Source organism: Stenotrophomonas sp. BIO128-Bstrain, assembly GCF_030128875.1.
GTDB lineage: Bacteria > Pseudomonadota > Gammaproteobacteria > Xanthomonadales > Xanthomonadaceae > Stenotrophomonas > Stenotrophomonas bentonitica_A.
Genome location: NZ_CP124620.1, coordinates 3513439 through 3540000 on the forward strand (window position 1 = coordinate 3513439; position 26562 = coordinate 3540000).

The 26562-nt window shown below is 65.5% G+C and carries 23 protein-coding genes and 3 rRNA genes (1 of these 26 only partly in view); 7 read left to right on the forward strand and 19 right to left on the reverse strand.

Features of this window, described 5'->3' with window-relative positions:
• Nucleotides 1–25: 25 nt before the first annotated feature.
• Together POS15_RS16070 and POS15_RS16075 are read left to right on the forward strand one after the other, a co-directional pair.
• Nucleotides 26–496, forward strand: coding sequence for a sulfur transferase domain-containing protein (locus tag POS15_RS16070; protein ID WP_026070218.1), 471 nt, complete (start codon nucleotides 26–28; stop codon nucleotides 494–496).
• Between the two features lie 52 nt (nucleotides 497–548).
• Nucleotides 549–1547, forward strand: coding sequence for a bile acid:sodium symporter family protein (locus POS15_RS16075; protein ID WP_019185987.1), 999 nt, complete (start codon nucleotides 549–551; stop codon nucleotides 1545–1547).
• Between the two features lie 53 nt (nucleotides 1548–1600).
• Here POS15_RS16075 and POS15_RS16080 read toward each other — a convergent pair whose 3' ends face one another.
• Genes POS15_RS16080 through POS15_RS16100 form a run of 5 tightly spaced genes read right to left on the reverse strand, consistent with a single transcriptional unit; the run spans nucleotide 1601 to nucleotide 5949 of the window.
• Nucleotides 1601–2431 (reverse strand): calcium-binding protein, encoded by an 831-nt coding sequence (locus POS15_RS16080; RefSeq protein WP_237740356.1) that lies wholly within the window; start codon nucleotides 2429–2431, stop codon nucleotides 1601–1603.
• Nucleotides 2432–2491: 60 nt separating this feature from the next.
• Nucleotides 2492–3385, reverse strand: a complete 894-nt coding sequence (gene cyoE / locus POS15_RS16085) for a heme o synthase (RefSeq protein ID WP_019185989.1) — start codon at nucleotides 3383–3385, stop codon at nucleotides 2492–2494.
• A gap of 4 nt (nucleotides 3386–3389) precedes the next feature.
• The gene (locus POS15_RS16090; protein WP_019185990.1) at nucleotides 3390–4601 is read right to left on the reverse strand and encodes a COX15/CtaA family protein; all 1212 of its coding nucleotides are present in this window, start codon (nucleotides 4599–4601) and stop codon (nucleotides 3390–3392) included.
• Nucleotides 4602–4611: 10 nt separating this feature from the next.
• Nucleotides 4612–5187, reverse strand: coding sequence for a hypothetical protein (locus POS15_RS16095; RefSeq protein WP_284128500.1), 576 nt, complete (start codon nucleotides 5185–5187; stop codon nucleotides 4612–4614).
• Between the two features lie 27 nt (nucleotides 5188–5214).
• Nucleotides 5215–5949: an SURF1 family protein gene (locus POS15_RS16100; RefSeq protein ID WP_019185992.1), complete on the reverse strand. Its 735-nt coding sequence runs from the start codon at nucleotides 5947–5949 to the stop codon at nucleotides 5215–5217.
• A 57-nt stretch (nucleotides 5950–6006) separates the two neighbouring features.
• Between POS15_RS16100 and POS15_RS16105 the strand changes: the two genes are divergently transcribed.
• Nucleotides 6007–6225: a twin transmembrane helix small protein gene (locus POS15_RS16105; protein ID WP_019185993.1), complete on the forward strand. Its 219-nt coding sequence runs from the start codon at nucleotides 6007–6009 to the stop codon at nucleotides 6223–6225.
• 40 nt (nucleotides 6226–6265) lie between these two features.
• Here the strand turns inward: POS15_RS16105 and POS15_RS16110 are convergent, their stop codons facing one another.
• The 6 genes from POS15_RS16110 to POS15_RS16135 form a co-directional block, all read right to left on the reverse strand.
• The gene (locus tag POS15_RS16110) at nucleotides 6266–7141 is read right to left on the reverse strand and encodes a cytochrome c oxidase subunit 3 (RefSeq protein ID WP_019185994.1); all 876 of its coding nucleotides are present in this window, start codon (nucleotides 7139–7141) and stop codon (nucleotides 6266–6268) included.
• A gap of 20 nt (nucleotides 7142–7161) precedes the next feature.
• Entirely contained in the window at nucleotides 7162–7752 is a 591-nt protein-coding gene (locus tag POS15_RS16115) for a cytochrome c oxidase assembly protein (RefSeq protein ID WP_019185995.1), read from the reverse strand.
• Entirely contained in the window at nucleotides 7749–7883 is a 135-nt protein-coding gene (locus POS15_RS16120) for a hypothetical protein (protein WP_019185996.1), read from the reverse strand. The genes POS15_RS16115 and POS15_RS16120 overlap by 4 nt, the downstream gene beginning before the upstream one ends.
• Before the next feature lie 8 nt (nucleotides 7884–7891).
• Complete coding sequence (ctaD, locus tag POS15_RS16125) at nucleotides 7892–9502, reverse strand: cytochrome c oxidase subunit I (RefSeq protein ID WP_019185997.1); 1611 nt, start codon at nucleotides 9500–9502, stop codon at nucleotides 7892–7894.
• A 64-nt stretch (nucleotides 9503–9566) separates the two neighbouring features.
• Nucleotides 9567–10508, reverse strand: coding sequence for a cytochrome c oxidase subunit II (gene coxB, locus POS15_RS16130; RefSeq protein ID WP_284128501.1), 942 nt, complete (start codon nucleotides 10506–10508; stop codon nucleotides 9567–9569).
• Nucleotides 10509–10519: 11 nt separating this feature from the next.
• A complete protein-coding gene (locus POS15_RS16135) occupies nucleotides 10520–10996 on the reverse strand; it encodes a DUF2244 domain-containing protein (protein ID WP_019185999.1) in 477 nt (158 codons plus the stop codon).
• Nucleotides 10997–11272: 276 nt separating this feature from the next.
• Between POS15_RS16135 and putA the strand changes: the two genes are divergently transcribed.
• Nucleotides 11273–14512: a bifunctional proline dehydrogenase/L-glutamate gamma-semialdehyde dehydrogenase PutA gene (gene putA / locus POS15_RS16140; RefSeq protein ID WP_019186000.1), complete on the forward strand. Its 3240-nt coding sequence runs from the start codon at nucleotides 11273–11275 to the stop codon at nucleotides 14510–14512.
• Nucleotides 14513–14604: 92 nt separating this feature from the next.
• Here the strand turns inward: putA and POS15_RS16145 are convergent, their stop codons facing one another.
• Together POS15_RS16145 and POS15_RS16150 are read right to left on the reverse strand one after the other, a co-directional pair.
• On the reverse strand, nucleotides 14605–15249 hold the full coding sequence (locus POS15_RS16145; protein ID WP_019186001.1) for a hypothetical protein: 645 nt from the start codon (nucleotides 15247–15249) through the stop codon (nucleotides 14605–14607).
• 184 nt (nucleotides 15250–15433) lie between these two features.
• On the reverse strand, nucleotides 15434–16777 hold the full coding sequence (locus POS15_RS16150) for an outer membrane protein transport protein (protein ID WP_070426471.1): 1344 nt from the start codon (nucleotides 16775–16777) through the stop codon (nucleotides 15434–15436).
• Nucleotides 16778–17003: 226 nt separating this feature from the next.
• Here POS15_RS16150 and POS15_RS16155 point away from each other — a divergent pair, with 226 nt between their 5' ends.
• Entirely contained in the window at nucleotides 17004–17696 is a 693-nt protein-coding gene (locus POS15_RS16155) for a rhomboid family intramembrane serine protease (RefSeq protein ID WP_019186003.1), read from the forward strand.
• A 22-nt stretch (nucleotides 17697–17718) separates the two neighbouring features.
• On the opposite strand, the gene POS15_RS16160 is transcribed toward POS15_RS16155, so the two are convergent.
• The 3 genes from POS15_RS16160 to POS15_RS16170 all read right to left on the reverse strand — a co-directional run bounded on the left by POS15_RS16160 (nucleotide 17719) and on the right by POS15_RS16170 (nucleotide 21001).
• The gene (locus POS15_RS16160; RefSeq protein ID WP_019186004.1) at nucleotides 17719–18153 is read right to left on the reverse strand and encodes a hypothetical protein; all 435 of its coding nucleotides are present in this window, start codon (nucleotides 18151–18153) and stop codon (nucleotides 17719–17721) included.
• A 21-nt stretch (nucleotides 18154–18174) separates the two neighbouring features.
• Nucleotides 18175–19656: a S41 family peptidase gene (locus tag POS15_RS16165; RefSeq protein ID WP_019186005.1), complete on the reverse strand. Its 1482-nt coding sequence runs from the start codon at nucleotides 19654–19656 to the stop codon at nucleotides 18175–18177.
• Nucleotides 19657–19783: 127 nt separating this feature from the next.
• Nucleotides 19784–21001 carry a peptidoglycan DD-metalloendopeptidase family protein gene (locus tag POS15_RS16170; RefSeq protein WP_284129659.1) on the reverse strand — a complete coding sequence of 406 codons (1218 nt, stop codon included), beginning with the start codon at nucleotides 20999–21001 and terminating at the stop codon, nucleotides 19784–19786.
• Between the two features lie 205 nt (nucleotides 21002–21206).
• Between POS15_RS16170 and POS15_RS16175 the strand changes: the two genes are divergently transcribed.
• Together POS15_RS16175 and POS15_RS16180 are read left to right on the forward strand one after the other, a co-directional pair.
• A complete protein-coding gene (locus POS15_RS16175; protein WP_046272917.1) occupies nucleotides 21207–21869 on the forward strand; it encodes a hypothetical protein in 663 nt (220 codons plus the stop codon).
• A gap of 54 nt (nucleotides 21870–21923) precedes the next feature.
• Entirely contained in the window at nucleotides 21924–23654 is a 1731-nt protein-coding gene (locus POS15_RS16180; RefSeq protein WP_284128502.1) for a M28 family metallopeptidase, read from the forward strand.
• A gap of 623 nt (nucleotides 23655–24277) precedes the next feature.
• On the opposite strand, the gene rrf (POS15_RS16185) is transcribed toward POS15_RS16180, so the two are convergent.
• From rrf (POS15_RS16185) to POS15_RS16195, 3 genes are all read right to left on the reverse strand, one after another.
• Nucleotides 24278–24392, reverse strand: a 5S ribosomal RNA gene (gene rrf, locus POS15_RS16185).
• A 130-nt stretch (nucleotides 24393–24522) separates the two neighbouring features.
• Nucleotides 24523–24637 (reverse strand): 5S ribosomal RNA (rrf, locus tag POS15_RS16190).
• Nucleotides 24638–24761: 124 nt separating this feature from the next.
• Nucleotides 24762–26562, reverse strand: a 23S ribosomal RNA gene (locus tag POS15_RS16195) (it continues 1078 nt past the right edge of the window).

The window sequence follows — 26562 nt, forward strand, 5'->3', positions numbered from 1 at the left end:
CGTCCGCTGGCTCCGCGCTGGCGTCATGGCCGCGCTGTTCGCACCGTGCCTGCCCACCTGGGCGGCGGAACTGCCATTCGCACAGCCACGGCCGCAGCTGTACACCGCCGGGCAACCCAGCGCTGCCGAGCTGCAGCAGGCGGCCGCGGCCGGGATCACCACCGTGATCGACCTGCGCCAGCCCGACGAGGCGCGTGGCTTTGATGAAACCGCCGCGGCCGAGCGCCTGGGCCTGCGTTATGTGCGCATTCCCGTTGCGGGTGCCGCCGGCCTGACCGACGCCAACGCGCAGGCGCTGCGTACCGCCCTGGCGCAGAGCCAGGGCCCGGTGCTGCTGCACTGCGCCTCCGGCAACCGCGCCGGTGCATTGCTGGCCGTGCTGGAGGCGCGTGACGGTGCCTCGGTGGACCAGGCCCTGCAGTTCGGCCGCGAGGCCGGCATGACCTCGCTGGAAGCGCCGACCCGTGTCCTGCTGGAGCAGGACGCCGCGCGTTGACCCCGCTCTTCTTCTCCCGCCCACTTCCCTGCTCTACAGGAGCCTGCCCACCATGACCCGCTGGTGGTCGCGCCTGCGACCGGACAACTTCACCCTCGCCCTGCTCTGCACCGTGCTGCTGGCGTCCTTCCTGCCGATGCACGGCGCCGCCGCGATGGTCCTGGACGATGTCACCGATGTCGCCATCGCCGCACTGTTCTTCCTGCACGGCGCACGCCTGCCGCGTGAGTCGATCGTCGCCGGCCTGCTGCACTGGCGCCTGCACCTGACCATCCTGGCCTGTACCTTCGTGATGTTCCCGTTGCTGGGGCTGATGTTCAAACCGCTGGATGGCTGGCTGCTCACCCCCGAGCTGTACATCGGCGTGCTGTTCCTGTGCGCGCTGCCGTCCACCGTGCAGTCCTCGATCGCGTTCACCTCGATCGCCCGTGGCAACGTCCCGGCGGCCGTGTGCAGCGCCTCGCTGTCGAGCATTCTCGGCGTGTTCCTGACCCCGCTGCTGCTGGCCCTGCTGGCCGGCACCGAAGGCGGCATGCACAACCCCGGCCAGGCCATCGTCAGCATCATGCTGCAGCTGCTGGTGCCGTTCGTGGCCGGCCACCTGCTGCGGCCCTGGATCGCCCGCTGGGTCGAAAAGCAGCGCGCCCTGCTGCGCTACACCGACCAGGGCACGATCCTGCTGGTGGTCTACTCCGCCTTCGGCGAAGCGGTGAGCGAAGGGCTGTGGAGCAAGACGCCGCTGCTGTCGCTGCTCAGTGTGGCCGTGGTGGCAGCAGTGCTGCTCGGCATCGCGATGCCGCTGATCCGCTTCATCGCGCGCCGGTTGGGCTTCAACCGCGAGGATGAAATCACCATCCTGTTCTGCGGCTCCAAGAAGAGCCTGGCCACCGGCGTGCCCATCGCCAAGGTGCTGTTCGCCGGGGGCAGCCTCGGTGCGATCGTGCTGCCGATCATGATCTACCACCAGATCCAGCTGATCGTCTGCGCGATGATCGCGCAGCGGTATGCGCGTGATCCAGTGGAACCGACGCCCGTCACCCGGCAGGACTGAGACGGCAATACTGCAGCCTGCGCGGCCTCGTCACGCAGGCCGCAGAGCCAGCCCTAGCGCGCCGTCAGCGTGCCGACGCTGAGTCCGGGCAGGAACACCACCAGATCGTACTGCCGATCCTGGTCAGTACTGACTTCGGGATCACGTGGTGCGCGCTCGATCAGCGGCAGCGCGCGGCAAGGCTGCACGCAGGCCCAGAAATGACCGCGCAACGCCTCCAGGCGCACGCTGTACAGCGGCAGATCCAGCAGGTGGGAGGCCATCGTGCGCTGCTGCATCTCCGGTGGCGCATCTGCGGGCGGGCTGCGCATCGCATGCACGTTGCCGGTCAGCACCAGCAACCGGGCGCCGGGCGGCAGCGCGTTGAACTGCTGGTGCAGATGCGTGGCCATGGCGGCGTCGCGCGCCTGGTTGCCGTTGGACGCTCCGCTCTCCACGTCATAGCCGGCGACGCCCACATTGCGTCCCTGCGCGCGCAGCGATCGAATGGATTCGATCAGGTCGAGCATGTCCCGGCTTCGCCGTCCGTCATGCTGGTTATCCTTGACGGACCAGAACGGGGTGGTCCGCAGTGCTTCACGCGCATCAGGATCACCGTTGGAGCGCAGGTAGCGCGCGAGCGCGACGTTCTCGCTCATCGGCATCTCCAGTCCCAGCCGAACCGCGGCGTTGTCGCGGCTGTAGCGCTCCACCAGATCGGCCACGAGCCGCGGCGTTTCAGCGGTGCCGTGGTATTCGCCGAGTACGATCAGGCGCGCATCGCCTGCATGCTGGATGATCTGCGCAGCCGTGTCCTCCACTCGCGCTACCGGTGCCGGTGCCGCATTCGCCGCACCCAACGCCATCCCGATCACCCACCCTGCCATCCAACGCCATCGCTTCATACCGTCACTCCCTGTTCGGTAGAGACGCAATGGCGACGGCGAATCACCGATTCAAGGCGGTTACTGCAACCAGGGCAGCATCCAGTGGTCCACCATGAGGAAGGCGAACAGCGCCATCAGGTAGACGATGGAGTAGCCGAACATCTTCATCGAGAAGATCTCATCCGGCGGATTCAGCATGCGCCAGGCGTACCAGAGGAAGACCGCGTTGAGCACGATCGCACCGCCCAGGTAGAACACGCCGCTCATGCCGAACACGACCGGCAGGATGCTGACGATGGCCAGGGCGATCGAATAGACCATGATCGACTTGCGGGTGTACGCCACGCCATGGGTCACCGGCAGCATCGGGATCTCCGCCTTGGCGTAATCCTCGCGACGGAAGATCGCCAGCGCCCAGAAGTGCGGTGGAGTCCAGATGAAGATGATCAGCACCAGCAGCGATGCGTAGGCCCAGTCCCACGGGCCCTGCATGCCGGTGATCGCGGCCCAGCCGAGCATCGGCGGGGTAGCGCCGGCAAGGCCACCGATGACGATGTTCTGCGAGGTCGCGCGCTTGAGGTACACGGTGTAGATCACCGCGTACCCGATCAGCGAGGCAAAGGTCAGCACCGCGGTGATGACGTTGACCCAGACCACCAGGATCGTCATCGACAGCGCGATCAGCAGGCCGGCGAACACCAGCACCTGCCACGGCTTGACCTTGCCCACCACCAGTGGGCGCCACGAGGTGCGCGCCATCTGTGCATCGATGCGCGCGTCCAGCAGCTGGTTGATCGCCGCGGCGGCCGAGGCCGCCAGCCAGATGCCAAGGAAGCCGAGCGCGCCGTCCAGCGCCTGCTGCGCGGTCGGCAGCCCGGGGATGGCCAGGAACATGCCCACCAGCGCGGTGAACACGATCAGGGCGACGACCTTGGGCTTGGTCAGATCCCAGTACTGACGATAGCTGGCCATGCCGTCAGCCCGCCTGCACGGCAGGGGAAGCAGCGCTGGCCTTGCCGCCCTCGGCATCCGGCGCGCGCAGGCGCGCCAGCAGCGTCACCAGCACGAACAGCAGCGCCACCGCGCCACCGCTGTGCGCGACGGCCACTTCCAGCGGCACCGCCAGCTTCACGTTGAGGATGCCCAGGGTGATCTGCAGCACCACCAGCAGGCCCAGTGCGCTCGCCCAGCCGCGCATGCTCGGCAGGCGGAACAGGCGCACCGAGAGCCACAGCAGGTACACGGCCACCACGATCGCCATCATCCGGTGTGCCATCTGGATCGCGATGCGCGAGGCGCCATCCAGCACGCCCCCTTCGTAATCCACGCCGATGCCGCGCCACAGGGTGAAGCCTTCCTTGAAGTCATGCGGCGGCCACCACTGGCTGACGCAGCGCGGGAAGTTGTCCAGCGAGGCGCTGCCGCCACCGCAGGCGAGTGCGGCGTAGTTGGCACTGACCCAGCCGCCGAGGGCGATCTGCGCGACCAGCACGGCCACGCCGGCACGGATCAGCCATTTCAGCTTGGGCGCTTCGGCCAGGGTGATCGGCATGTGCGTGGCGCGCCACGCCATCCACACCAGCAGACCGAACATCAGCATGCCGCCAAGCAGATGGCCCATCACCACGATCGGCTTGAGCAGCCAGGTGACCGTCCACATGCCGAGCAGCGCCTGGAAGATGACGACCGCCAGCGTCAGCAACGCGGCGCGGGCCAGGTCGATATTGGTCCAGCGCAACGCGGCGATCAGCAGGATCGCTTCGCCGATCAAGGCGATGATGCTCGCGGGAACATGCATGCCCATCATGTACAGCGGTATGCCGGTCGCCACCAGCACACAGGCGGTGATGACCGCAGTGCTGCCCCAGCGACGGCGGCGCGTAGCCAGCAGCGCCAGGGTGAGGATCTCGATACCGAGTGCGCCGGCCAGGAAGCGGTGCACCTGTTCGCGCCACGCCTTGTGCGTTTCCAGCGGGCGAATCTTGGCGGCCTCGTGGCCGATCACTTCCTCGGCGTGCTGCGGCCAGGTGACACGGCCATAGCAGGTCGGCCAGTCCGGGCAGCTCAGGCCCGCATCGGACAAGCGCACGAACGAGCCGAACATGATCGTGCTGGCCGTCATGATCAGTGCAAACCACGCCAGACGGTGGAAATTGCGGTGCAGCACCGGGCGTGCGGAGAGGCTCATCGAACAGAACTCACTTCAGTTTCAGCAGCGTGGCCAGGTCTTTGCGCAGACCGGCCATATCGAATCCCGGCGCGTACCGCATGATCACGAAACCGTTGGGATCGATCACATACACAGGCGTGCCGGCGGCGTCATCCACGGCGGGCAAAGCGGCACGCAGGTCCGGTTGGGCGCGCAGCGCGCGCAGTGCGGGCATGCCCTGGACCTCGGCCGGCGGCGTGCCCAGCCACAGGATCTCGACATTATCCGCGTTATGGCCGAACAGCTGCCACACCTTGCCCAATCCCTGCGACAAAGTGACGCACTCGCTGGTACAGCTGGCAGACGGGGCCACCAGGATCCGCCAGGTCCGTTGTTTGGGATTCCACGGGTACGGCTGGCCGTCGGCCAGGGTCGGCGGCAGCGCGCGCAGGTCCGCCGGCGGCTGCAGCAGTTGCCCGGTATTGCGGTGCGCGGTGGGCTGCCAGCCGGAGAAGCGCAGCACGCCCGCCAACGCCATGGCGCCGAAGAACACGCCGAACAGGGCGATCAGGGTCCAGCGGCCGCGTGAACGGGACGGCAGCCGTGCCGGGGAAGTGGCATTCATGGGCGGCATTTTCTCATGTTGAGCCGGTCAGCGCCGGGAAGTGCCACGCCGGCGGCGATGGCGTCGGAATTCCAGGACCAGCGCGACCACCAGCACGGTCAACGCCAGCCCGAACCATTGCACGGCATAGCCCAGATGGCGACTGGGCGGCAGTGTGTTGGGCAGCAGCTCCAGATCCCGCGCATATCCGCCTGCCAGCGCCGGATCCAACCGCAGCACGCGCGCGCCAAGGCTGCCCGGCGGCAACGACAGCGCGCGCGCCATCTCTTCCGGTGGCATCCGGCTGGCCAGCCATACGCCCGGCTGTGGCGCGGGCGACAGCGCCGGGCCCAGCGCCAGGCCGGTAGCCGGCGGCGGCGCCAGCAGGCCGCTGAGGGCCGTGGGGCCGCTATGCGGGGTGATCGGCGGGATCACACGATCCGGCGGCATCGGCAGCCAGCCCAGGTCGATCAGTACCCGTGCGCCGTCATCACTCTGGAACGGTTGGTAGACCTTGATCCCGGCCCGGCCATCGCGGGTCTGGTTGTCGAGCAGCAGCGTACCCGGCAGGAAGCGGCCGCGGTCCTCCACCCAGCGCAGCACCGGCGGTGCCGCCAACGCTTGGCGCAGGGTGAGTGACTGCGCACGCGCCGGCACCTGCTGGGCCAGCAGCGCCTCTTTTTCATGCATGCGCTGCAGTTGCCAGCGGCCGAGCTGGCAGAACGCGAGGATGACGAGTACCGCGGCGATCCAGCCGATCAGGCGTGTGTGCTTGCGCATCATGACAACGCCGGCAAAACGCGGTGATATAGGCGCACCCGCCACGCCATCGAGCCGCGCATGAATGATTCGTTGAAGACCCTGCTGGTAATCGCGTTTCTGATCGTCATCGTCTGGAATCTGGGCGCCGGGCTGTATTACCTGCTGGTCGATCGCGGCCAGACCAAGCGCACCGTCAATGCCCTAACCCGCCGCATCGCGGTGTCGGTGGCGCTGATCGTGCTGGTGGTCATCGGCATCTACAGCGGTTGGATCAAGCCCCACGGCATCGGCGGCTGAAGCCGCACCGGCGTCGATGCGGCAGGACGTCGCACCGACGCTACAGCACGTAGACGAACAGGAACAGCATCAGCCACACCACGTCGACGAAGTGCCAGTACCACGCGGCGGCTTCGAAACCGAAATGGTTGTCGCGGGTGAAATGCCCCTTCGAGGAACGCAGCCACATCACGGCCAACATGATCGTGCCGAGCAGCACGTGCACGCCGTGGAAGCCGGTGAGCATGAAGAACGTCGAGCCGTAGATGCCCGAGCCCAACGTGAGATTGAGTTCCTTGTAGGCGTGGATGTACTCCTCCGCCTGCAGGGTGAGGAAGCCCAGGCCGAGCAGCACGGTGATGCCCAGCCAGACCAGCAGCTGGCGCCGATGCCCGGCCTTGAGCGCGTGGTGCGCGATGGTCAGGGTGACACCGGAGGTAAGCAGGATCAGCGTGTTGATCAGCGGCAGGCCCCAGGCCGGAATGGTCTGGAAATGCCCGCCGATGGCCCCGGGGCCGTTGGTGGGCCACGCCGCCGAGTAGCCATCCCACAGCAGCTCGTTGGTCATCACGCCGTCGCCCGCGCCGCCCAGCCACGGCAGGCCCAGGTTGCGGGTATAGAACAGCGCGCCGAAAAATGCGCCGAAGAACATCACTTCCGAGAAGATGAACCACACCATTCCCATCCGGAACGAGCCGTCGACCTGGCGGTTGTAGCTGCCAGCCTGCGATTCGCGCACCACGTCGCTGAACCACCAGAACAGGGTCAGCACCAGCATCGCGATGCCCGCGTAGAAGGTCCACTTGCCCCAGCTGGAATCATTGAGCCAGCTGGCCACGCCGACCATGGTCACCATCATCGCGATGGAACCGATGAACGGCCATTTGCTGTGCGTGGGCACGAAGTACACGTTCGCATCGGGGCTTTGCTGGGCCATGGTCTTGGGTCCGGTCCGGATCAGGGAGCTGCACGCGCGCCGGTCGGCAGGCTGGCCGGGGCCAACTGCGCGGACAAAGCGTCGTTCTTGTAGAAGGTGTAGGACAGGGTGATCGTGGTGATGTTGGCCGGCAGGTCGGGATCGACGATGAAGCGCACCGGCATGTCGCGTTTCTCACCGGCCTGCAGCGTCTGCGCGGTGAAGCAGAAACACTCGGTCTTGCTGAAGTAGCCCGACGCCTTGGCCGGGGCCACCGACGGCACCGCGCTGCCGACCAGCGCGCGATCGCTGTCATTGCGCGCGTAATACAGCGCTTCGTTGAGCTCGCCGGGCACCACGTCCATCGTCAGCTGTTCGGGATGGAACGCCCACGGCAGCTTGGAATTCACACCGCCATCGAACTCCACCCGCACCGTGCGCTTGCCGGTGGCGGCCGCCGTACCCGCCGCCGCGCCCGGGCCACGTTCCAGGCGCACGCCGAACACCTTCTCGCAGGCGATGCGGTACAGCGGCACCAGCGAGAAGGTCAGCACGAACACCGCCAGGGCCACCCCGATCAGTCGGGGCAGGCCCGCATGACGTGCGGGCGGAGCCGGGCGCGGATCGCTCATCGCCCGATCACCCCGCTGAGGATGAAGCCGGCATAGACCATCACCGCGACGATGCCGACGGCCCACGCGGTGCGGTGCGCGCGGCGGCGTTGCAGGGCCTGCTCATCGGGGGTGCGGAGCGTACTGGTCATGAGCGGCCTCAATGGGTGATGTCGTCATGCGCCAGGTCACCCGGACGGATGGTCGGCGGCGTGGTGAACGTATGCGCCGGTGCGGGCGACGGGATCGTCCACTCCAGGCCACGTGCGCCTTCCCAGCAGCGATCGGCGGCCTTCGCGCCGTGGCGCAGGGAGTGCCACAGGATCGCGGCCATCATGAAGGGCGTGACGAACATGCCGAACGCACCGATCGAACTGATCAGGTTCCAGTCGGCGAAGGCCACGCTGTAATCCGGAATACGCCGCGGCATGCCGGCCAGGCCGAGGAAGTGCTGCGGGAAGAACAGCAGGTTCACGAACACGATCGACCACCAGAAGTGCACCTTGGCCCAGGTTTCGCTGTACATGCGCCCGGTCCACTTGGGCCACCAGTAGTACACCGCGGCGATCAACCCGAACACCGCGCCGGTGACCAGCACGTAGTGGAAGTGCGCGACCACGAAATAGGTGTCGTGGTACTGGAAGTCGGCCACCACGATCGCCAGCATCAGGCCGGAGAAGCCACCGATGGTGAACAGGATGACGAAGGCCACCGCCCACAGCATTGGCGCTTCGAAAGTGAGCGAGCCACGCCACATCGTGCTGACCCAGTTGAACACCTTCACCCCGGTCGGGATGGAGATGAGCATCGTGGCGAACATGAAGTAGATTTCGCCGCCCAGCGGCATGCCCACGGTGAACATGTGGTGGGCCCATACGATGAAGGACAGGAAGGCGATCGCGGCGATCGCGTAGACCATGGCCTGGTAACCGAACAGCGGCTTGCGGCTGAAGGTGGGGATGATCTCGCTGACCACGCCGAACGCCGGCAGGATCATGATGTAGACCTCCGGGTGCCCGAAGAACCAGAAGATGTGCTGGTACATCACCGGGTCACCGCCACCGGCGGCGTTGAAGAAGCTGGTGCCGAAGAACTTGTCGGTGAGCAGCATCGTCACCGCGCCGGCGAGCACCGGCATCACCGCGATCAGCAGGAACGCGGTGATCAGCCAGGCCCAGCAGAAGATCGGCATCTTCAGCAGATCGATGCCGGGGGCGCGCATGTTGAGCACGGTGGCGATGATGTTGATCGCGCCCATGATCGAGCTGATGCCGGCCACGTGGATGGCGAACACGCTGAAGGCGACGTTGTAGCCGCCCTGCAGCGACAGCGGCGGATACAACGTCCAGCCACCGGCCGGTGCGCCGCCGGGCAGGAACAGGGTCAGCAGCAGCAGGCTGAAGGCCACCGGCAGCAGCCAGAACGACCAGTTGTTCATGCGCGGCAGCGCCATGTCCGGCGCGCCGATCTGCAGCGGGATCATCCAGTTGGCCAGGCCGACGAAGGCCGGCATCACGCCACCGAAGATCATCACCAGCGCATGCACGGTGGTCATCTGGTTGAAGAACTCGGGCTTGACGAACTGCAGGCCCGGTTGCGCCAGCTCAGCGCGGATGATCACGCTCATCGCCGCACCGATGATGAACATGATGAAGCTGAAAAGCAGGTAGAGCGTGCCGATGTCCTTGTGGTTGGTCGAGAAGAACCAACGCTCGAAGAACCCCTGCTGATGCCCGTGATGCCCGTCGTGGTCAACTGCGGAATGCGCCATCGCAACTACACCTCACTGTATCCGGTGGTACCCGCATCCGCCGGCTGGCGGACGCGGCTCGATTTCAGGCGTTGCTGTCTGTTGCTGCCGCGGCCGGCTCGCTGGCCGGTGACGGAGTGGCCTCGGCCGGGACCGCCGGCGCCGGTGCCGGTGCCGGGGCAGCCTCCGGTGCAGGGGCCGGCGCAGGCTTCTTGGAGGCGAGCCATTTCTGGTAATCGTCCTTGGAGACCGCCTCGACCACGATCGGCATGAAGCCGTGATCCTTGCCACACAGTTCGGCGCACTGACCGCGGTACACGCCGGGCTGCTCGATGTTGGTCCAGGCCTCGTTGATGAAGCCGGGAATCGCATCCTGCTTCCAGCCCAGCGCCGGCACCCACCATGCATGGATGACGTCGTCGGAGGTGATTACGAAGCGCACCTTGGTATCGACCGGCAGTACCAGGCGGTTGTCGACATCCAGCAGGTAATGCGGATGGCTGTCGCGGGTCGGCACCACGCCACTCTGGCGGACACGGTCGGACTCACGGTCCAGGCGGCTGGTGAAGCTGACGTTCTCGCCGAGGTATTCGTACTTCCACATCCACTGATATCCGGTGACCTTGACGGTCATTTCCGAATCGCGGGTGTCGTAGAACTTGATCAGATTGGCCGTGGCCGGCCAGGCCATCACCACCAGGATGATCACCGGGATCACGGTCCAGATGACCTCGGCCTTGGTGTTGTGGCTGAAGGTGGCGGCGACCGCGCCCTTGGATTTGCGGAACTTGAAGATCGCGTAGAACAGCGCGCCGAATACCAGCACCCCGATCACGGTACAGACCCACAGCGAAAACAGGTTGGACTCCCACGCCAACCGCGAGCTCTGGGTCACCCCCTTGCCCATGTTCAATTGCCACGGTTTGGGGTCGGCCGCCTGGGCCCACGCCATGGCCGGCGCCAGCAGCGCGGCCCCGCTCAACACTGACTTCCCGAACGTCCTGCCCCACTTTCTGCATTGCTTCATTGCCTAGACCCTTAGCGTCGTCGGTTGCGGCCGTCAGTGGCCGCGAGCAAGCCTTCTAGTTTCTGAGCCAGTACCTGGCGTTCGGCCGGTGCGAGGAAGCTCCCCACGTCCACCTGCCTACCGCTGGATGCCAGCCGGACTCTGCGTTCGTCGGCGATCAGCCTCACCCAGTGCGGGTGGGCGCTGAACACCGGCGAATGCCCGGGTGCGGGAATCACTTCCACGCACGCCGGCACTACCCGGATCTCTTCCTGCCGTTCTCCACTGCGCCACACCGTGCGCAGCGCCACTGCCAGCAACACGCTGTACAGCAGAGCAAACACGGGGGCGAATACGTTGCCGGTGAACCAGCCCAGGCCGGCCGCCAGCCACATCACCCCCGCCAACACTGCAAACAACAGGACGAACTGCCGGGCATCGAGCGCCCGTGGGGGACGCAGCCGCAGTTGCGTCCCTGATCCGTCCGGAGCGATGAGCACCTCGATCATGTCGCAACCGCGTTTTTCCTGCCGCGGGAAACGTCTCGATGGTAGCCCCGCTCTCCAGCGAGTAGCAAGGGTCCATTCACAGTTTCAGGAATGTTGCAACACAGCATCGGCTGCGGCGGCCGTTTTGACGAAATCGGCACAATAAATACCAGCCGGGTCGAATCCGCCGAATCCCCCTGTATGAAAGGCTATGCGCCGCATGGGCGCAGCCACGGAAAGCACTTGACTCCCCCAAAAAACGATTAAAATGGTCAAGTTCTCCACGAGCCGACCGGCATGACTGCATCCTCTGTCCTTCCCCCTGCCCCGGCATCGTCCGGCGCCGCCCGCCCGCCGCTGCTCTCTCCTGAGCTGCCGGCCGTTCCCAACGCGTTCCGCCAGGCGATCACCGATGCCTGGTTGAAGAACGAGGCCACCCATGTGCGCGAGCTGCTGGAGCAGGCGCGCCTTCCCGCCGCCGAACAGGCCAGGGTGCAGGCCACCGCCGCCGACCTGGTCAAGCGGGTGCGCGTGCGTGCCCAGGACCAGGGCGCGATCGAAGCCTTCATGCGCCAGTACGATCTGGGCAGCGAGGAAGGCGTGCTGCTGATGTGCGTGGCCGAAGCGCTGCTGCGCATTCCGGACCAGGAGACGGCCGACAAGCTGATCCGCGACAAGCTCGGCGATGCGGACTGGAAGAAGCACATGGGCGGCAGCGACTCGGTGCTGGTAAACGCCTCCACCTGGGGCCTGATGCTGACCGGCCGCCTGGTCCAGATCAACGATGCCACCCGCGCCGATGTGCCGGGCGCGTTCAAGCGCCTGATCGGTCGCGTGGGTGAGCCGGTGATCCGCCTGGCAGTGCGCCAGGCGATGAAGATCATGGGCCACCAGTTCGTCATGGGCCGCACCATCGACGAAGCGCTGTCGCGCTCGCACAAGGGCGACAACGCCAGCTACCGCTATTCGTTCGACATGCTCGGCGAAGGCGCGCTGACCATGAAGGACGCCAAGCGTTACCTGGAGGATTACCGTCGCGCGATCCACTCGATCGGCGGTGACCACAAGGCACGCGGCGGCCGCCCGGACGGCGATGTCAATTCGGCACCGGGCATCTCGATCAAGCTCTCCGCGCTGTACCCGCGCTACGAGCATGCCAAGCGCGCACGCGTGATGGCCGACCTGGTGCCGGGCGTACTGGAACTGGCTCAGCTGGCCAAGTCCTACGGCATCGGCTGCACCGTCGATGCCGAAGAGACCGACCGCCTGGAGCTGTCGCTGGACATCATCGAGACGGTGGTCAGCGATGCCTCGCTCGCCGGCTGGGAAGGCTTCGGCGTGGTCGTGCAGTCGTACCAGAAGCGCACGCTGTACACGATCGACTACCTGGCCGATCTGGCCCGCCGCATCGGTCGTCGCCTGCAGGTGCGCCTGGTCAAGGGCGCGTACTGGGATGCGGAGATCAAGCGCGCGCAGATCGAGGGCCTGCCGGCCTACCCGGTGTTCACCCGCAAGCAGAACACCGACGTCTCCTACCTGGCCTGTGCCAAGCGTCTGTTCACGCACAGCGATGCGATCTACCCGATGTTCGCCACGCACAACGCGCACACCATCGCAGCGGTGCAGGCGATTGCCAAGGGCGGCCAGTACGAGCACCAGAAGCTGCACGGCATGGGCGATGACCTGTATGCCGAAGTGGTGCCGGCCGACCGTCTGAACGTACCGTGCCGCGTGTACGCGCCGGTCGGTTCGCATGAAGACCTGCTGCCGTACCTGGTGCGCCGCCTGCTCGAAAACGGCGCCAATTCCAGCTTCGTCAACCGCATCACCGACGAGAACGTGGCCATCGACGACCTGATCCGCGATCCGGTGGAAGTGGTCTCCTCGTTCGCGTCCATCCCGCATCCGAAAATCCCGCTGCCGGTCGATCTGCTGCGCAGCCAGAACCATGACAGGAAGAACTCCATGGGCGTCAATCTCGCCAACGACAACGATCTGCGCGCTCTGGCCGAGCAGCTCAACGCGGCCGTGCCCGCGCCGGGTAAGAGCGGGTGGCATGCCGCGCCGCTGGTGCCCGGTGCCAACCCGAGCGCTGCGCTGTTGAACGTGACCAACCCGGCCGACACCCGCCAGGTCGTCGGCCAGTGGCAGCCGGCCGACAGTGCCACCGTGGAGAAGGCCCTGGCCAACGCCGTGGCCGCGCAGCCGGCCTGGAACCGCACCCCGGCCGCCAGCCGCGCCGCGATCCTGGAACACGCGGCGGACCAGCTCGAAGCGCGCCTGCCGGAGTTCATGGCACTGTGCGTCAAGGAAGCTGGCAAGAGCCTGCCCGACGGTATTGCCGAAGTGCGCGAAGCGGTCGACTTCCTGCGCTATTACGCCAAGCAGGCACGCGAGCAGTTCGGCCATGCCGAAAAGCTGCCGAGCCCGACCGGTGAATCCAACGAACTGCAGCTGCATGGCCGCGGTGTGTTCGTCTGCATCAGCCCGTGGAACTTCCCGCTGGCGATCTTCCTGGGCCAGGTCAGCGCCGCGCTCGCCGCAGGCAACAGCGTGATCGCCAAGCCGGCCGAACAGACCAACCTGATCGGCTACTACGCGGTGAAGCTGCTGCTCGACGCCGGCGTGCCCGAAGGCGTTGTGCAGTTCCTGCCGGGCGACGGTGCGACCGTTGGCGCTGCCCTGACCGCCGACCCGCGCGTGGCCGGCGTGGCCTTCACCGGCTCGACCGATACCGCCCGTGCGATCAACCGTGCGATGGCCGCGCGCGACGCCGCGATCGGTGTGCTGATCGCCGAAACCGGCGGCCAGAACGCCTTCATCGCCGACTCCTCGGCGCTGCCGGAGCAGCTGGTCAAGGATGCGATCGGGTCGGCCTTCACCTCGGCCGGCCAGCGCTGCTCGGCCGCGCGCGTGCTGTTCGTGCAGGACGACATTGCCGACAAGGTGATGACCATGCTGTCCGGCGCGATGGCCGAGCTGAAGGTCGGTGACCCGGGCCTGCTCTCCACGGACGTCGGCCCGGTGATCGATGCCGATGCCCTGCAGATCCTCAAGGACCATGCCGTGCGCATGGAGAAGGAAGCGCGCCTGATCGCCGCCGCCTCGCTGAGCGACGAAGCGGCACACGGCACCTTCTTCGCACCGCGTGCTTACGAGCTGAAGAACCTTGACCAGCTGCACAGGGAAATCTTCGGGCCGGTGCTGCACGTGATCCGCTGGAAGGGCGACCAGCTCGATGCGGTGATCGACCAGATCAACGCCACCGGCTACGGCCTCACCCTGGGCGTGCATTCGCGCATCGATGAAACCGTGGACCGCATCTCCTCGCGCATCAACGTGGGCAACGTGTACGTCAACCGCAACCAGATCGGCGCGGTGGTCGGCGTGCAGCCGTTCGGCGGCCAGGGCCTGTCCGGCACCGGCCCGAAAGCCGGCGGCCCGCACTACCTGCTGCGCTTCGCCACCGAGAAGACCGTCACCGTGAACACCACGGCAGCCGGCGGCAATGCCTCGCTGCTGACCCTGGGCGACTGATTCCCGGCGTCCCGTGTGGAACGAAAAACCCCGCGAAAGCGGGGTTTTTTGTGGCCTGGAAGCTGGCACAGATTGCCGGCCAGCGGCCGGCACTACTGCTCGATGGACTCGATCTCATCGCGCATCAGCAGTTCGCTGCCCATGTAGCGCTCGAACTTGATGCGGCCGAAGCCGGCGGCGTACCACGCCTCGATACGGTTGTCTTCGAAGGTCGCCGTGACATGGCAGGTATCCTTGAAGGTCCGCGGCTGGTCGCCGACTTCCGTCTCCAGATCTTCGAAGCCGACGAAGGTGTAATCGGAGAAGCCGTCGTAGTCGATCGGCTCGACCGTCTCGTCGACATGGTTCGTGCGCTCGCCCTTGCCGTTGACCTCGAACCGATCGCCTGGCTTGGCGCTCTGCGGGAACGTCGGCGCAGGCTTGAAGATGTCGGTCATCACCGGCCTGGACGCGTCGCCCCCCCAGGCGGAAATGCCCAGGCGCTCCTGGCCGAGAAGCTGGCGCCCGCTGGCGTCGTAATAGCTGGCCGTGCCAACCCCACCACCGGCGCTGCTCACCTTGATCGCCTCCTGCCCGGCGAACGTGGCCTTCTCGATGGTCAGCGTTTCATCGCTGCTTGACCACGACAGGCCCGGGGTCAAGGTAAAACAGGCGGCGAACTCCGGCGCGGCGATAGCGGGCAGCGAGAGACCGGCCAGGCCAAGAGCAAGCGTGGAGCGCAGCAGCAGAGACGACATATACAGATCCTTGTCAGTAGGCACGGGACGGCAGGGGCGCAGTCCGGGCGGGGATTGTACGTCGTCATCGCGGATCCCACCGTGCTGCGGCACTCGATCCGCAAGCGCCTCAACGCGACCAACAAAAAACCCCGCTTTCGCGGGGTTTTCTGCTGCTGCGTTCAACCGTTCAGTGCTGCGTCGATCAGAACTTGTAGTTGAACGACGCGGCCAGCACGTCGCCACGGACCTTGTACTTGCCGTTGAGCGAGTTGCCCTGGTTGTTGGTGGTGCCACCGATGATCACGTCCGGATCCTTGGTGAACAGGTGGGTGTAACCGAAGTTGTATTCGGTGTTCGCCGACGGGGTCCAGCCCACGCCCAGCGACAGCCACTTGCGGCTGGTATCGGGCACGCGCACGTCGCGGTGAGCGTTGGTGGTCGGGGTCTGGTCCAGCGCGATACCGCCACGCAGGGTCACCGTGTCGCTCAGCTTGTAATCGGTACCCAGCGAGACGAAGGTCGTATCGCGGTAGCCGAATTCCAGCACCGAATCAGGCTGCGCCGACGCGAAGTCGATGGTGACCTGGTCGAACGCGGTCGACCAGGCAGTGCGGGTGACATCACCCATCACGGTCCAGCGGTCGTTGACGTTGTGGGTGACGCTCAGGGTGGCCGAGGCCGGCAGGGTCAGCGTGGCCTTGCCCGAGGTGCTCACGAAGCGGCCCGGCTGGGCGACGGCCAGCACGGCAGCAGCGTTCTGCGGCACATCGAAGGTGGCATCGCCGCCGGTGATCTTGTGCTCGACCTTGGAACGGTAGCTGATGCCGATGTGGGTGTTCTCATCGGGGCTGAACAAGCCACCGACGGTCCAGCCCACGGCATTGTTGTCACCTTCCACGGTCAACTTGCCGTCGGCGCTGCCCGGGGCAAAGCCCGGCACGCGCGACTGCGCCAGCGCGGTGCCGAAGTCGATCTGGTTGCTCAGCTCGATGGTCAGGTGCTCGACGAACACGGACGCACCGAAGGACACGTACGGGTTGACGTCATACGAAGCCGCGAAGCCCAGGTCGATAGCCTTCATGTCGGTCTTCAGGCCGCTGTAACGGCCGACCCAGCCATTGTCGTAATCGGTCTTGAAGCCGAACGGGGCGGTCAGCGAGACGCCGAAGTGGGCCTTTTCGCCGATCGGCATATGGAAGTAGGCGGCCGGAACCGGGGCGATCATGCCGGCGTCGCCGCCGTCACCGCCGGTCTGCGGCTGGCCGGTCGGCTTGCGGCCGGTGCCCTTGAACTTGGCCGAGAAGCTGATGGCGCTCAGGTCGCCCTGGACCTGCATGCCCTCGAGCTGGCGCATGCCGGCCGGGTTGACGGCCATGATCGAGGCGTCGCCGGCGGCGCTGCCGGAACCGGCGAAGGCGCGGCCGAGGCCCTTGGCGCTGTTTTCCTTCAGCTGGAAGGCGGCAGCGTGGACGTGGCCCACGGCCAGGACACCGGCAATGCCGACGGCCAGGGCGGTGACGCGGGCAAGAGTGGAAGCGGTATGCATTGTTGGTTCTCTCCGGAAAGCGGTGATGTTGGCAACGCGCGCCTGCGCCGCCCCTCCCCTTGATGGGTCAGGACAACGCGCCGGATTCCCCTCCCGACATACGACGCCGTATGCGAGTATACCGAGAGCGGTTAATGAAACAATAACGTGCGTCGCCCTTGTGGCTATTCATGCTGAACACGACATATCCCCGTCAGGTCAGCCTCCGCGCTAGGCTAGTGCCCGCATGTTCGTGTCGACCCCCTCCCGCAAGAAAGCCGCCTACCGCTGGGCCACCCCCCTGCTGTTCGCGGCGCTGTGGGTCGCGTTCCTGTGGTCGATCTCCCGGCCGGACGACGCCCGGCGCAGCCTGTGGATGGACTGGGGCGCGCTTTCCACCGGCCTGACCCACCCGCTGGACTGGTGGGCGACCCTGCAGGACGGCAGCGTGCTGCGGCTGTTCACCGCGCTGTTCCTGCATGCGGACTGGTCGCACCTGCTGGGCAACCTGGTGTTCCTGCTGATCTTCGGGCTGCCGGCCGAGCGCGTGCTGGGCCCATGGCGGCTGATGCTGCTGTTCCTGGTCGGCGGGGCGATCTCGAATCTGACCGCGATCTACACCATGGGCAGCCCGGACCAGATCATCATCGGGGCCAGCGGCGCGGTGTCGGCCCTGATCGGCGCCTATCTGGCGCTGTTCCCGGGCGCGCGGCTGGGCGTGGTGATTCCGCTGGGCCTGTTCCTGGAATTCGTGCGTGCGCCGGCCTATCTGCTGATCGGTGTCTGGGCGGCGCTGCAGGTGGTCTTCGCCTACATCGGCCCGACCTTCGGCATGGTCGCCTGGTGGGCCCACATCGCCGGCTTCGTGTTCGGGCTCGGCTATGGCGTGTATGTGCGTGCGGCGATCGCGCGGCGGCTGCGCAAGCGGCACGGGTTTTGATATCGGGGACGGCGCGTTCGCGTCAGTCCGAGCGAGAGACAGCCCCCGAGGGGTCCAGCGAAGCGATCAGCAATTCGTTGTGATGCGTATCGAAAACTAGCGTGCGCCCATCTGGCGACGCAACGAAGTACTCGAAGAACGGTAGTGCTTCCAGCAACGCGATGAGCTCATCCCGACCCAGCACCCACATCGGCCAAGGCGCGGGTTCCTCGTCGGTTGCGACCAGCACTACTTCTTCCAGTGGCAGCGCAGTCAGCACTTCGTTGAGGAGAGCCAATCCGCTGCCATCTTCATACGGCATCCTGCGGGGCGGGCGGGAGAGCCCGGCCCACCAGTAGACGCGATCGCCATCGATGCCATGGAGCGCGGCCACAGTGCCCAATTGCATTGCCCTCTCGTCTTCGGATAGCGCGGCGGAGCGGGTCAATGCCGCGATCTGATCAAACAGGTCCGTCATGGCGAGTACTGGGTGGCTTGGTCAGGGCTTGATCGGTGCCGTCGAGGCGGGAGCTTCCGGCTCGGCCGGTGCGGGCGTAGCCGGTGCAGCCGCAGGCTGTTCGGCTGGCTTCGTATCTGCCGGCTTTGCCTCTACTGGCTTGACCGCTGCCGCTGACGGCTTGGCCGCCGGCTTCTTCGCCGCCTCCGCCTTCTGCCTGGCCAGCACCGAACCCGGTTGCTTCAACTCGGCCAGGGCATCGTTGATCGGACCATCGCCCGGCAGCACGTCACCGGCCTTGTAGCCTTCGGTGCCTTCCTCGTCACCGCGCAGGTGCCCGGGCAGCGTGGCTTCGCTGTAGTCGGTCAGGCTGGCCGGCAGGTCGTCATCGCCAGCACGCTTTTCCGGCTGCAGCAGCACATCGGGAATGATGCCGGTGGCCTGGATCGACTTGCCGCTCGGCGTGAAATACCGCGCGGTGGTGAGTTTCACCGAGTCCCCGTTGTCCAGCGGCAGTACGGTCTGCACCGAGCCCTTGCCGAAGGTGCGGCTGCCGACCACGCGCGCGCGGCCGTTGTCGCGCAGGGCGCCGGCCAGCACCTCGGAGGCACTGGCCGAGCCGGCGTCGGCCAGCACCACGACCGGCGCGCCCTTGAGCAGATCGCCCGGCGTTGCATCGAAACGGGCATCGCTGATCGAGATGCGGCCACGGGTACTGACGATGTTGCCCTTCTCGAGCAGGTCGTCGGCTACCTGCACCGCGGCGGTCAGCAGGCCACCCGGGTTGCTGCGCAGGTCCAGCACCAGCCCCTTGAGCTTGCCACCAGCCTGCTGCTGCAACTGGGCAACGTGCTTCTGGAAATCGGCACCGGTGTCGGCCTGGAAGGTGCTCAGGCGGATGTAGCCGTAACCGGGTTCAAGCATCCGGCTGCGCACGCTGGTCACGCGGATGGTCTCGCGGGTGACGCTGACATCGAACGGCTTGGGCTTGCCTTCGCGCACCAGGGTCAGCACGACCTTGGTGCCGGCCACGCCGCGCAGCGGCTCGGTAGCCTCGATCGCACTGATCGGCTTGCCGTCGATGGCGATGATCAGGTCGCCAGCAAGGATGCCCGCGCGTGCGGCCGGGGTGTCGTCGATCGGCGAGATCACTTTCAGGCTGCTGTTGTCGGGCTGCTGCTGCAGCTCCACGCCGATGCCGTCGTAGGCGCCGTTGGCCTGCTCATCGAAGGCTTCGGCGTCTTCCTTGTCGAAATAGGTGCTGTGCGGATCCAGATCCAGCAGCAGGCCACGGATGGCGGACTGCATGAGCTTCTTGTCATCGACCGGGTCGACGTAGGCGGCGCGCACCGCGTTGTACACGGCCACATAGCGGCGGATCTCTTCCAACGGAACCCGTGAGGTCACCGCTTCTTCCGTGGTGGCCGCATCGGCCCCGCGTGCCGGCGCTTCGGCGGTCTGCTGCGCCCAGGACACCGCGGGCAACAGGGCCAGCAGCAAGGTGGCGGAACGGGCTACGCGCATGAAGCACTCCAGGATGAGCGGGGGACGGTTGAGCCACGCACCGGGGTGCGTCGCCCGATTATGCGCGAAGCGACGATAAATTCCCGTTGAACCCCGCCCCTGGCGGTGCGCTGCTGTTGTGCGCGGTTTATCGCCGCTGCAGCCAGCTGCCGGGGTCGACCGGCTGGCCATTGCGGCGCAGCTCGAAGTACAGCGCGGTCACGCCCTGCCCACCCGAGTTGCCGACCTTGGCCACGGCCTCACCCTTCTTCACCGTGGCGCCGGCATCGCGCAGCAGGGTGTCGTTGTGGGCGTACAGGCTCATGTAGCCGTTGCCGTGGTCGACGATCAGGATCATGCCGTAGCCGGTCATCCAGTCGGAGAACACCACGGTGCCATCGGCGACGGCGGTGATCGTGCTGCCCGCTGGCGCACCGATCAGCACGCCGCTGCTGGTGCGGCCATCGGGCAGCTTGCCGCCATAGCGGGCGAGCAGATTGCCGGACAGCGGCCAGCCCAGGCCGCCCACCTTCGGGGCCGGTGCGGAAGCGACCGCAGGGGGCGTCTTGGTCGCCCGCGGCGGCGGCCGCGTGCCACTGGCGGCAGCAGCGCGATCAGCCTTCTCCGCAGCGGCTTTTTCCGCAGCGGCCCGGCGCGCGGCAGCGCGACGTTCCGCCTCGGCACGTGCAGCGGCGGCACGCAGATTCGCGAGCAGCGTTTCCAGTGCCTTGGCGTCCTGGCCCAGCGCCTTCTCACGCTCGCTGCGGTCCTTGTAGCGCTCATCCAGCGTGGCAACCGTGGCCGCCCGCTCGCGGCGGTCATCGGCCAACGTGGCCACCTGCTGTTTCTGCTGTTGGCGGGTGCCTTCCAGCGCCTTGCGCCGCTCGACGATCTCCGCCTCCATGCGCTGCAGTTCGGTGAGGTCGGCCGTCAGCGACTGGATCCGCTGCGCGCGCTCGCGCTGCAGGTAGCGGTGGTAGGCCAGGCTGCGGTTCGCATCGGCAACACGGTCCTGCGACAGCAGCAGCTTCAGCGGTGCGTTGTTGCCGATGCGATAGGCCGCGCGCAGCAGCGAGGCCAGCTCCGTGCGCTGCTGTTCCAGCCCGGCCTGCAGCGCATCGCGCTTGGCCTGCAGTTCGTTCATGGCGCGGGTTTCGCGCTGCAGCGCGGTTTCGGTCTGGGCCAGTACGCGCCCGGTGCGGGCCACCTTCTCATCCGCTTCGCGCAGCTGGCGCGATGCCTGCCCACGCTGGCCTTCCAGCGTCCGCCGTTCCTGGGCCACGCCCTTGAGCTCGCTGCGCAGCTTCTGCAGCTTGCGCTCGGCCTCCTTTGACGATTGCGCGGCCAGCGGGCTGGCGCCGAGCATGGCCACTGCCAGCACGAGGGCACGCAACGCCGGGCTCAGCCACTGCGTGCGACCGCGTCCATCGGTCGGATTGTTATCCCGGCGTGAGGAAAAGGCGTTGTGGCGCAAGGGCTTTCCAGTGACTTCAGGCAGATGCGGATTGCAACGATGCATGGTGACATTCCTGCAGGCGGCCTGCCAGCCGCGCTCCACCATCGAGGTTCCCATGAAACGCTCCCTGCTCCCGCTGCTGCTGGCCCTGACGCTGCCCTGTGCGCCGGCCTTGGCAAGCGACAACATCAGCAAGGTCAACGGCAGCATCTCCGCCGAAGCCGGTCAGACCTACGGCAATCTGGAGACCGTCAACGGCGGCATCAAGGTCGCCGAAGGCGCTGTGACGGGTCGTATCGAAACCGTCAACGGCGGCATCCGCGTGGCTGATCGCGCGCGCACCGGGGGAATATCCACGGTCAACGGCAGCGTGCGGGTCGGACGCGAAGTGATTGCCAGCGGCGGCGTGGACACCGTCAACGGCGGCATCTTCCTGGACCGTGGTACCCAGATCGACGGCAGCCTTGAAACCGTCAACGGCAGCATCGGCCTGGTCGAAACGCGCGTGGCGCGCGGCATCGAGACCGTCAACGGAGACATCACCGTTGGCGTGGGCTCGCAGGTGGAGGGCGGGATCGAGGTCAAGAAACCGAACTTCAACCTGTCGCTGACGCCCGGCCGCAAGCCGCGCGTGATCATCGGCCCGAACGCGTCGGTCAACGGACCGCTGCAGTTCGAGCGCGAGGTCACCCTGTACGTGCACCGCACGGCCCGCGTCGGACCGGTCAGTGGCGCGGTGGCCGTTCCCTTCGATACCGACACCGCGCCGCAGGATTGATATTGTGGCTGCTGGTGCCGCGCGCACCCGCCTTTCCCGTTCCAGGAACCGATGATGCCCCGCAAACTTCTGTTGTGCCTTGCCGCTGCCGCTGCGTTGACCGCGTGCAAGGGCGAATCCGCCGCGCCCACCGCGGCCCCCGCCACCGACGCGGCACCGACCGCGCCGGGCCATGCGTTCTCGCCCGAGATCAATGCCGGCGACTTCGCCGAGCTGGTCAAGACCCTGGCCTCGGATGAGTTCGAAGGCCGTTCGCCGGGCAGCAAGGGCGAAGAGTTGACCGTCAATTACATCCGCGACCAGATGCAGCGCATCGGCCTGCAGCCGGGCAACGGCGACAGCTGGTTCCAGGACGTGGCGATGACCGAGACCACCGCCGATGAGTCGACCGTGCTCAAGCTGGACCAGGCGGGCAAGACCCGCGAGCTGAGGTTCGGCACCGACATGGTGATCGGCACCCGCAGCGGCCAGCCGGAGGTGAAGGTCCAGGACAGCGATCTGGTGTTCGTCGGCTACGGCGTGGACGCACCGGAGCAGAAGTGGAACGACTATGCCGGCCAGGACTGGAAGGGCAAGACGGTCGTGATGTTCGTCAACGACCCGGGCTTCCACGTCAACGACGAGAAGCTGTTCGACGGCAAGCGCATGACCTATTACGGGCGCTGGACCTACAAGTTCGAGGAGGCCGCACGCAAGGGCGCTACTGCCGCACTGATCGTGCACGACACCGCCGGTGCGTCGTACGGCTGGGATGTGGTCAAGAACTCGTGGGCCGGCCCGCAGTATGACCTGCCGGCCAAGGATGATCCGGAAGCGCGCCTGCCCGCACAGGGCTGGTTGAGCGCCGAGGCCGCGCGTCAGCTGTTCGCCGAGGCCGGCCTGGACCTGGACAAGGCCTACAAGGATGCCAGCAAGCGCGGCTTCAAGCCGGTCCCGCTGAAGGCCAAGGTCTCCTTCGACCTGAAGAGCACCATCGCCGAGAAGAAGTCGCGCAACGTGGTCGGCGTCCTGCCCGGCAGCAAGCGCGCCGACGAGGCCGTGCTGTACATGGCGCACTGGGATCACCTGGGCAAGCACGAGGGTGAGCAGGGCGACAACATCTACAACGGTGCCGTCGACAACGCGACCGGCGTGGCCGGCATCCTGGAAGTCGCTGACGCGATGGTCCACCAGCAGCCGGCACCGGAGCGTTCGGTGGTGTTCCTGGCGGTGACGCTGGAAGAGTCCGGCCTGCTCGGCTCGAAGTACTACGTCAGCCACCCGACCTTCCCGCTGGACAAGATCGCCGGCGTGATCAACATCGATGCGATGTCGGTGGCCGGCCGCGCCAAGGACATGACCGTGACCGGTTTCGGCAGCTCCGAGCTGGAGGACATCCTCAAGCCGCTGGCCGCGAATCAGGGCCGCACCCTGCACGGCGAGACCGCGGTACAGAGCGGCTTCTACTTCCGTTCGGATCATTTCAACTTCGCCAAGGCGGGCGTGCCGGCGCTGTATGCCGACGGTGGTGAGGATCTGCGCGACGGCGGTGTCGAGGCTGGCCGCAAGGCGGCCGAAGACTACGGCAGCCACCGTTACCACGGCCCCAAGGATGAGTTCGATCCGGCCACCTGGAAGCTGGACGGCACGGTCGAGGACCTGCAGCTGCTGTACGGGGTTGGCAAGGAACTGGCCGGCGGCGATCGTTGGCCGAACTGGTACGAAGGCAATCCGTTCAAGGCGGCACGCGATGCGATGATGAAGGGCAAGGGCGCTGAGGCGCCGGCCGCGGAGTCTGCGCGCTGAGCGGTCGTTCTAGCTGATGTGATCTCTGTTTCATGAAAACGGCGCCTTTCGGGGCGCCGTTTTTTTGGGTCTTTTCCTCCCCGCGTGGCGAGTGTGGGCGAGCTGTGCGTCTCTCCAAGTGCAGCGGCGGCTGGGTTGGTCGGGCGTTGGGCCGCGATACCCTTGCCGGCGAATGTCCCCCGGGGTCGGCCTGTGGCCGCCCCCTCCTCCTTGATTTCGCCCACAAGGGCATCGCGACCCACGTGTGGAGACCACTGGCGCCGCCCAGCAGCAGCGCGACAGCGAGTGCCGGGATTGATCTGGTGAGTCCGCACACAGCACGCGAAGCCTCGTAGCGGCCGGTAGGCGCTTGGGCAAAATCAAGGAGGAGGGCGTCGCCATCAGGCGGCGGCCGGGGGACATTTGCCGAGGGGCCTGCCGGTCGCTACGGGGCCCTTACGCTCGCGGAAGATGCAAGCGGAGACGCCACCATTCCCAAAAACGCAGAACTACCCAGCGAGACCCGCCGCACTGGCTGCATGACCGAGCTCATCTGCTGTGGCACGTGAAATGAGACGCTCCCATCCGTTGGGAGAAGGACAAAAAAAACCCCGCTGCGTGAGCAGCGGGGTTTTGGGTGTAAACCCTGGCGATGACCTACTCTCGCATGGCTTAGGCCACACTACCATCGGCGCAGCTGCGTTTCACTTCCGAGTTCGGGATGGGATCGGGTGGTGCCACAGCGCTGATTTCACCAGGGAGACGGTTGGAGCAGCGCGATGCGCCAGCTCAGCAGAGGTCTCTTCCGAGAAACAGATACCTGCAAAAACCAGGTGCCTGCAATAAAAGAAAACCCCGCTGCGTGAGCAGCGGGGTTTTCGGGTAAAAACCCTGGCGATGACCTACTCTCGCATGGCTTAGGCCACACTACCATCGGCGCAGCTGCGTTTCACTTCCGAGTTCGGGATGGGATCGGGTGGTTCCACAGCGCTAATTTCACCAGGGAGACAGTTGGAGCGTCGCCATCCTAAGGAACGGATAAGGCGCCTGCCTCTCGTAAGTCTTGTGACGTAGCGTGCACTTGGGATCTATCGACATGTCATGTCGGCCAAGGCAACTTGAGGTTATATGGTCAAGCCACACGGATCATTAGTATCAGTTAGCTCAATACATTGCTGTACTTACACACCTGACCTATCAACCACATAGTCTATATGGTTCCTTCAGGGGGCTTGTGCCCCGGGAGATCTCATCTTGAGGCGCGCTTCCCGCTTAGATGCTTTCAGCGGTTATCGCTTCCGAACATAGCTACCCGGCAATGCCAATGGCGTGACAACCGGAACACCAGAGGTTCGTCCACTCCGGTCCTCTCGTACTAGGAGCAGCCCCTCTCAAATCTCCAACGCCCATGGCAGATAGGGACCGAACTGTCTCACGACGTTCTGAACCCAGCTCGCGTACCACTTTAAATGGCGAACAGCCATACCCTTGGGACCGACTACAGCCCCAGGATGTGATGAGCCGACATCGAGGTGCCAAACACCGCCGTCGATATGAACTCTTGGGCGGTATCAGCCTGTTATCCCCGGAGTACCTTTTATCCGTTGAGCGATGGCCCTTCCATACAGAACCACCGGATCACTAAGTCCTAGTTTCCTACCTGCTTGATCCGTCGATCTTGCAGTCAAGCACGCTTATGCCTTTGCACACAGTGCGCGATGTCCGACCGCGCTGAGCGTACCTTCGAGCTCCTCCGTTACTCTTTAGGAGGAGACCGCCCCAGTCAAACTACCCACCATACACGGTCCCCGATCCAGATTATGGACCTAGGTTAGAACGTCAAGCACGACAGGGTGGTATTTCAAGGATGGCTCCACCACAGCTAGCGCCATGGTTTCATAGCCTCCCACCTATCCTACACAGACGAACTCAACGTTCAGTGTAAAGCTATAGTAAAGGTTCACGGGGTCTTTCCGTCTTGCCACGGGAACGCTGCATCTTCACAGCGATTTCAATTTCACTGAGTCTCGGGTGGAGACAGCGCCGCTGTCGTTACGCCATTCGTGCAGGTCGGAACTTACCCGACAAGGAATTTCGCTACCTTAGGACCGTTATAGTTACGGCCGCCGTTTACTGGGGCTTCGATCAAGAGCTTCGCCTTGCGGCTGACCCCATCAATTAACCTTCCAGCACCGGGCAGGCGTCACACCCTATACGTCCACTTTCGTGTTTGCAGAGTGCTGTGTTTTTGATAAACAGTCGCAGCGGCCTGGTTACTGCGGCCCTCTTCAGCTATAGCTCGCATGAGCCACCAAAAAGGGCGCACCTTCTCCCGAAGTTACGGTGCCATGTTGCCTAGTTCCTTCACCCGAGTTCTCTCAAGCGCCTGAGAATTCTCATCCTACCCACCTGTGTCGGTTTACGGTACGGTCTGCGTAAGCTGAAGCTTAGGAGCTTTTCCTGGAAGCGTGGTATCAGTGACTTCGTCTTAAAGACTCGTCTCGGTGCTCGGTCTTAAAGGATCCCGGATTTGCCAAAGATCCAAACCTACCGCCTTTCCCCCGGACAACCAACGCCGGGTACACCTAACCTTCTCCGTCCCTCCATCGCACTTACGCGAGGTGCAGGAATATTAACCTGCTTCCCATCGACTACGACTTTCGTCCTCGCCTTAGGGGCCGACTCACCCTGCGCCGATTAACGTTGCGCAAGGAAACCTTGGGCTTTCGGCGTGCGGGTTTTTCACCCGCATTATCGTTACTCATGTCAGCATTCGCACTTCCGATACCTCCAGCAGACTTCTCAATCCACCTTCAACGGCTTACGGAACGCTCCTCTACCGCGTACATATAAATATGCACACCCCAAGCTTCGGTTCACTGCTTAGCCCCGTTAAATCTTCCCCGCAGACCGACTCGACCAGTGAGCT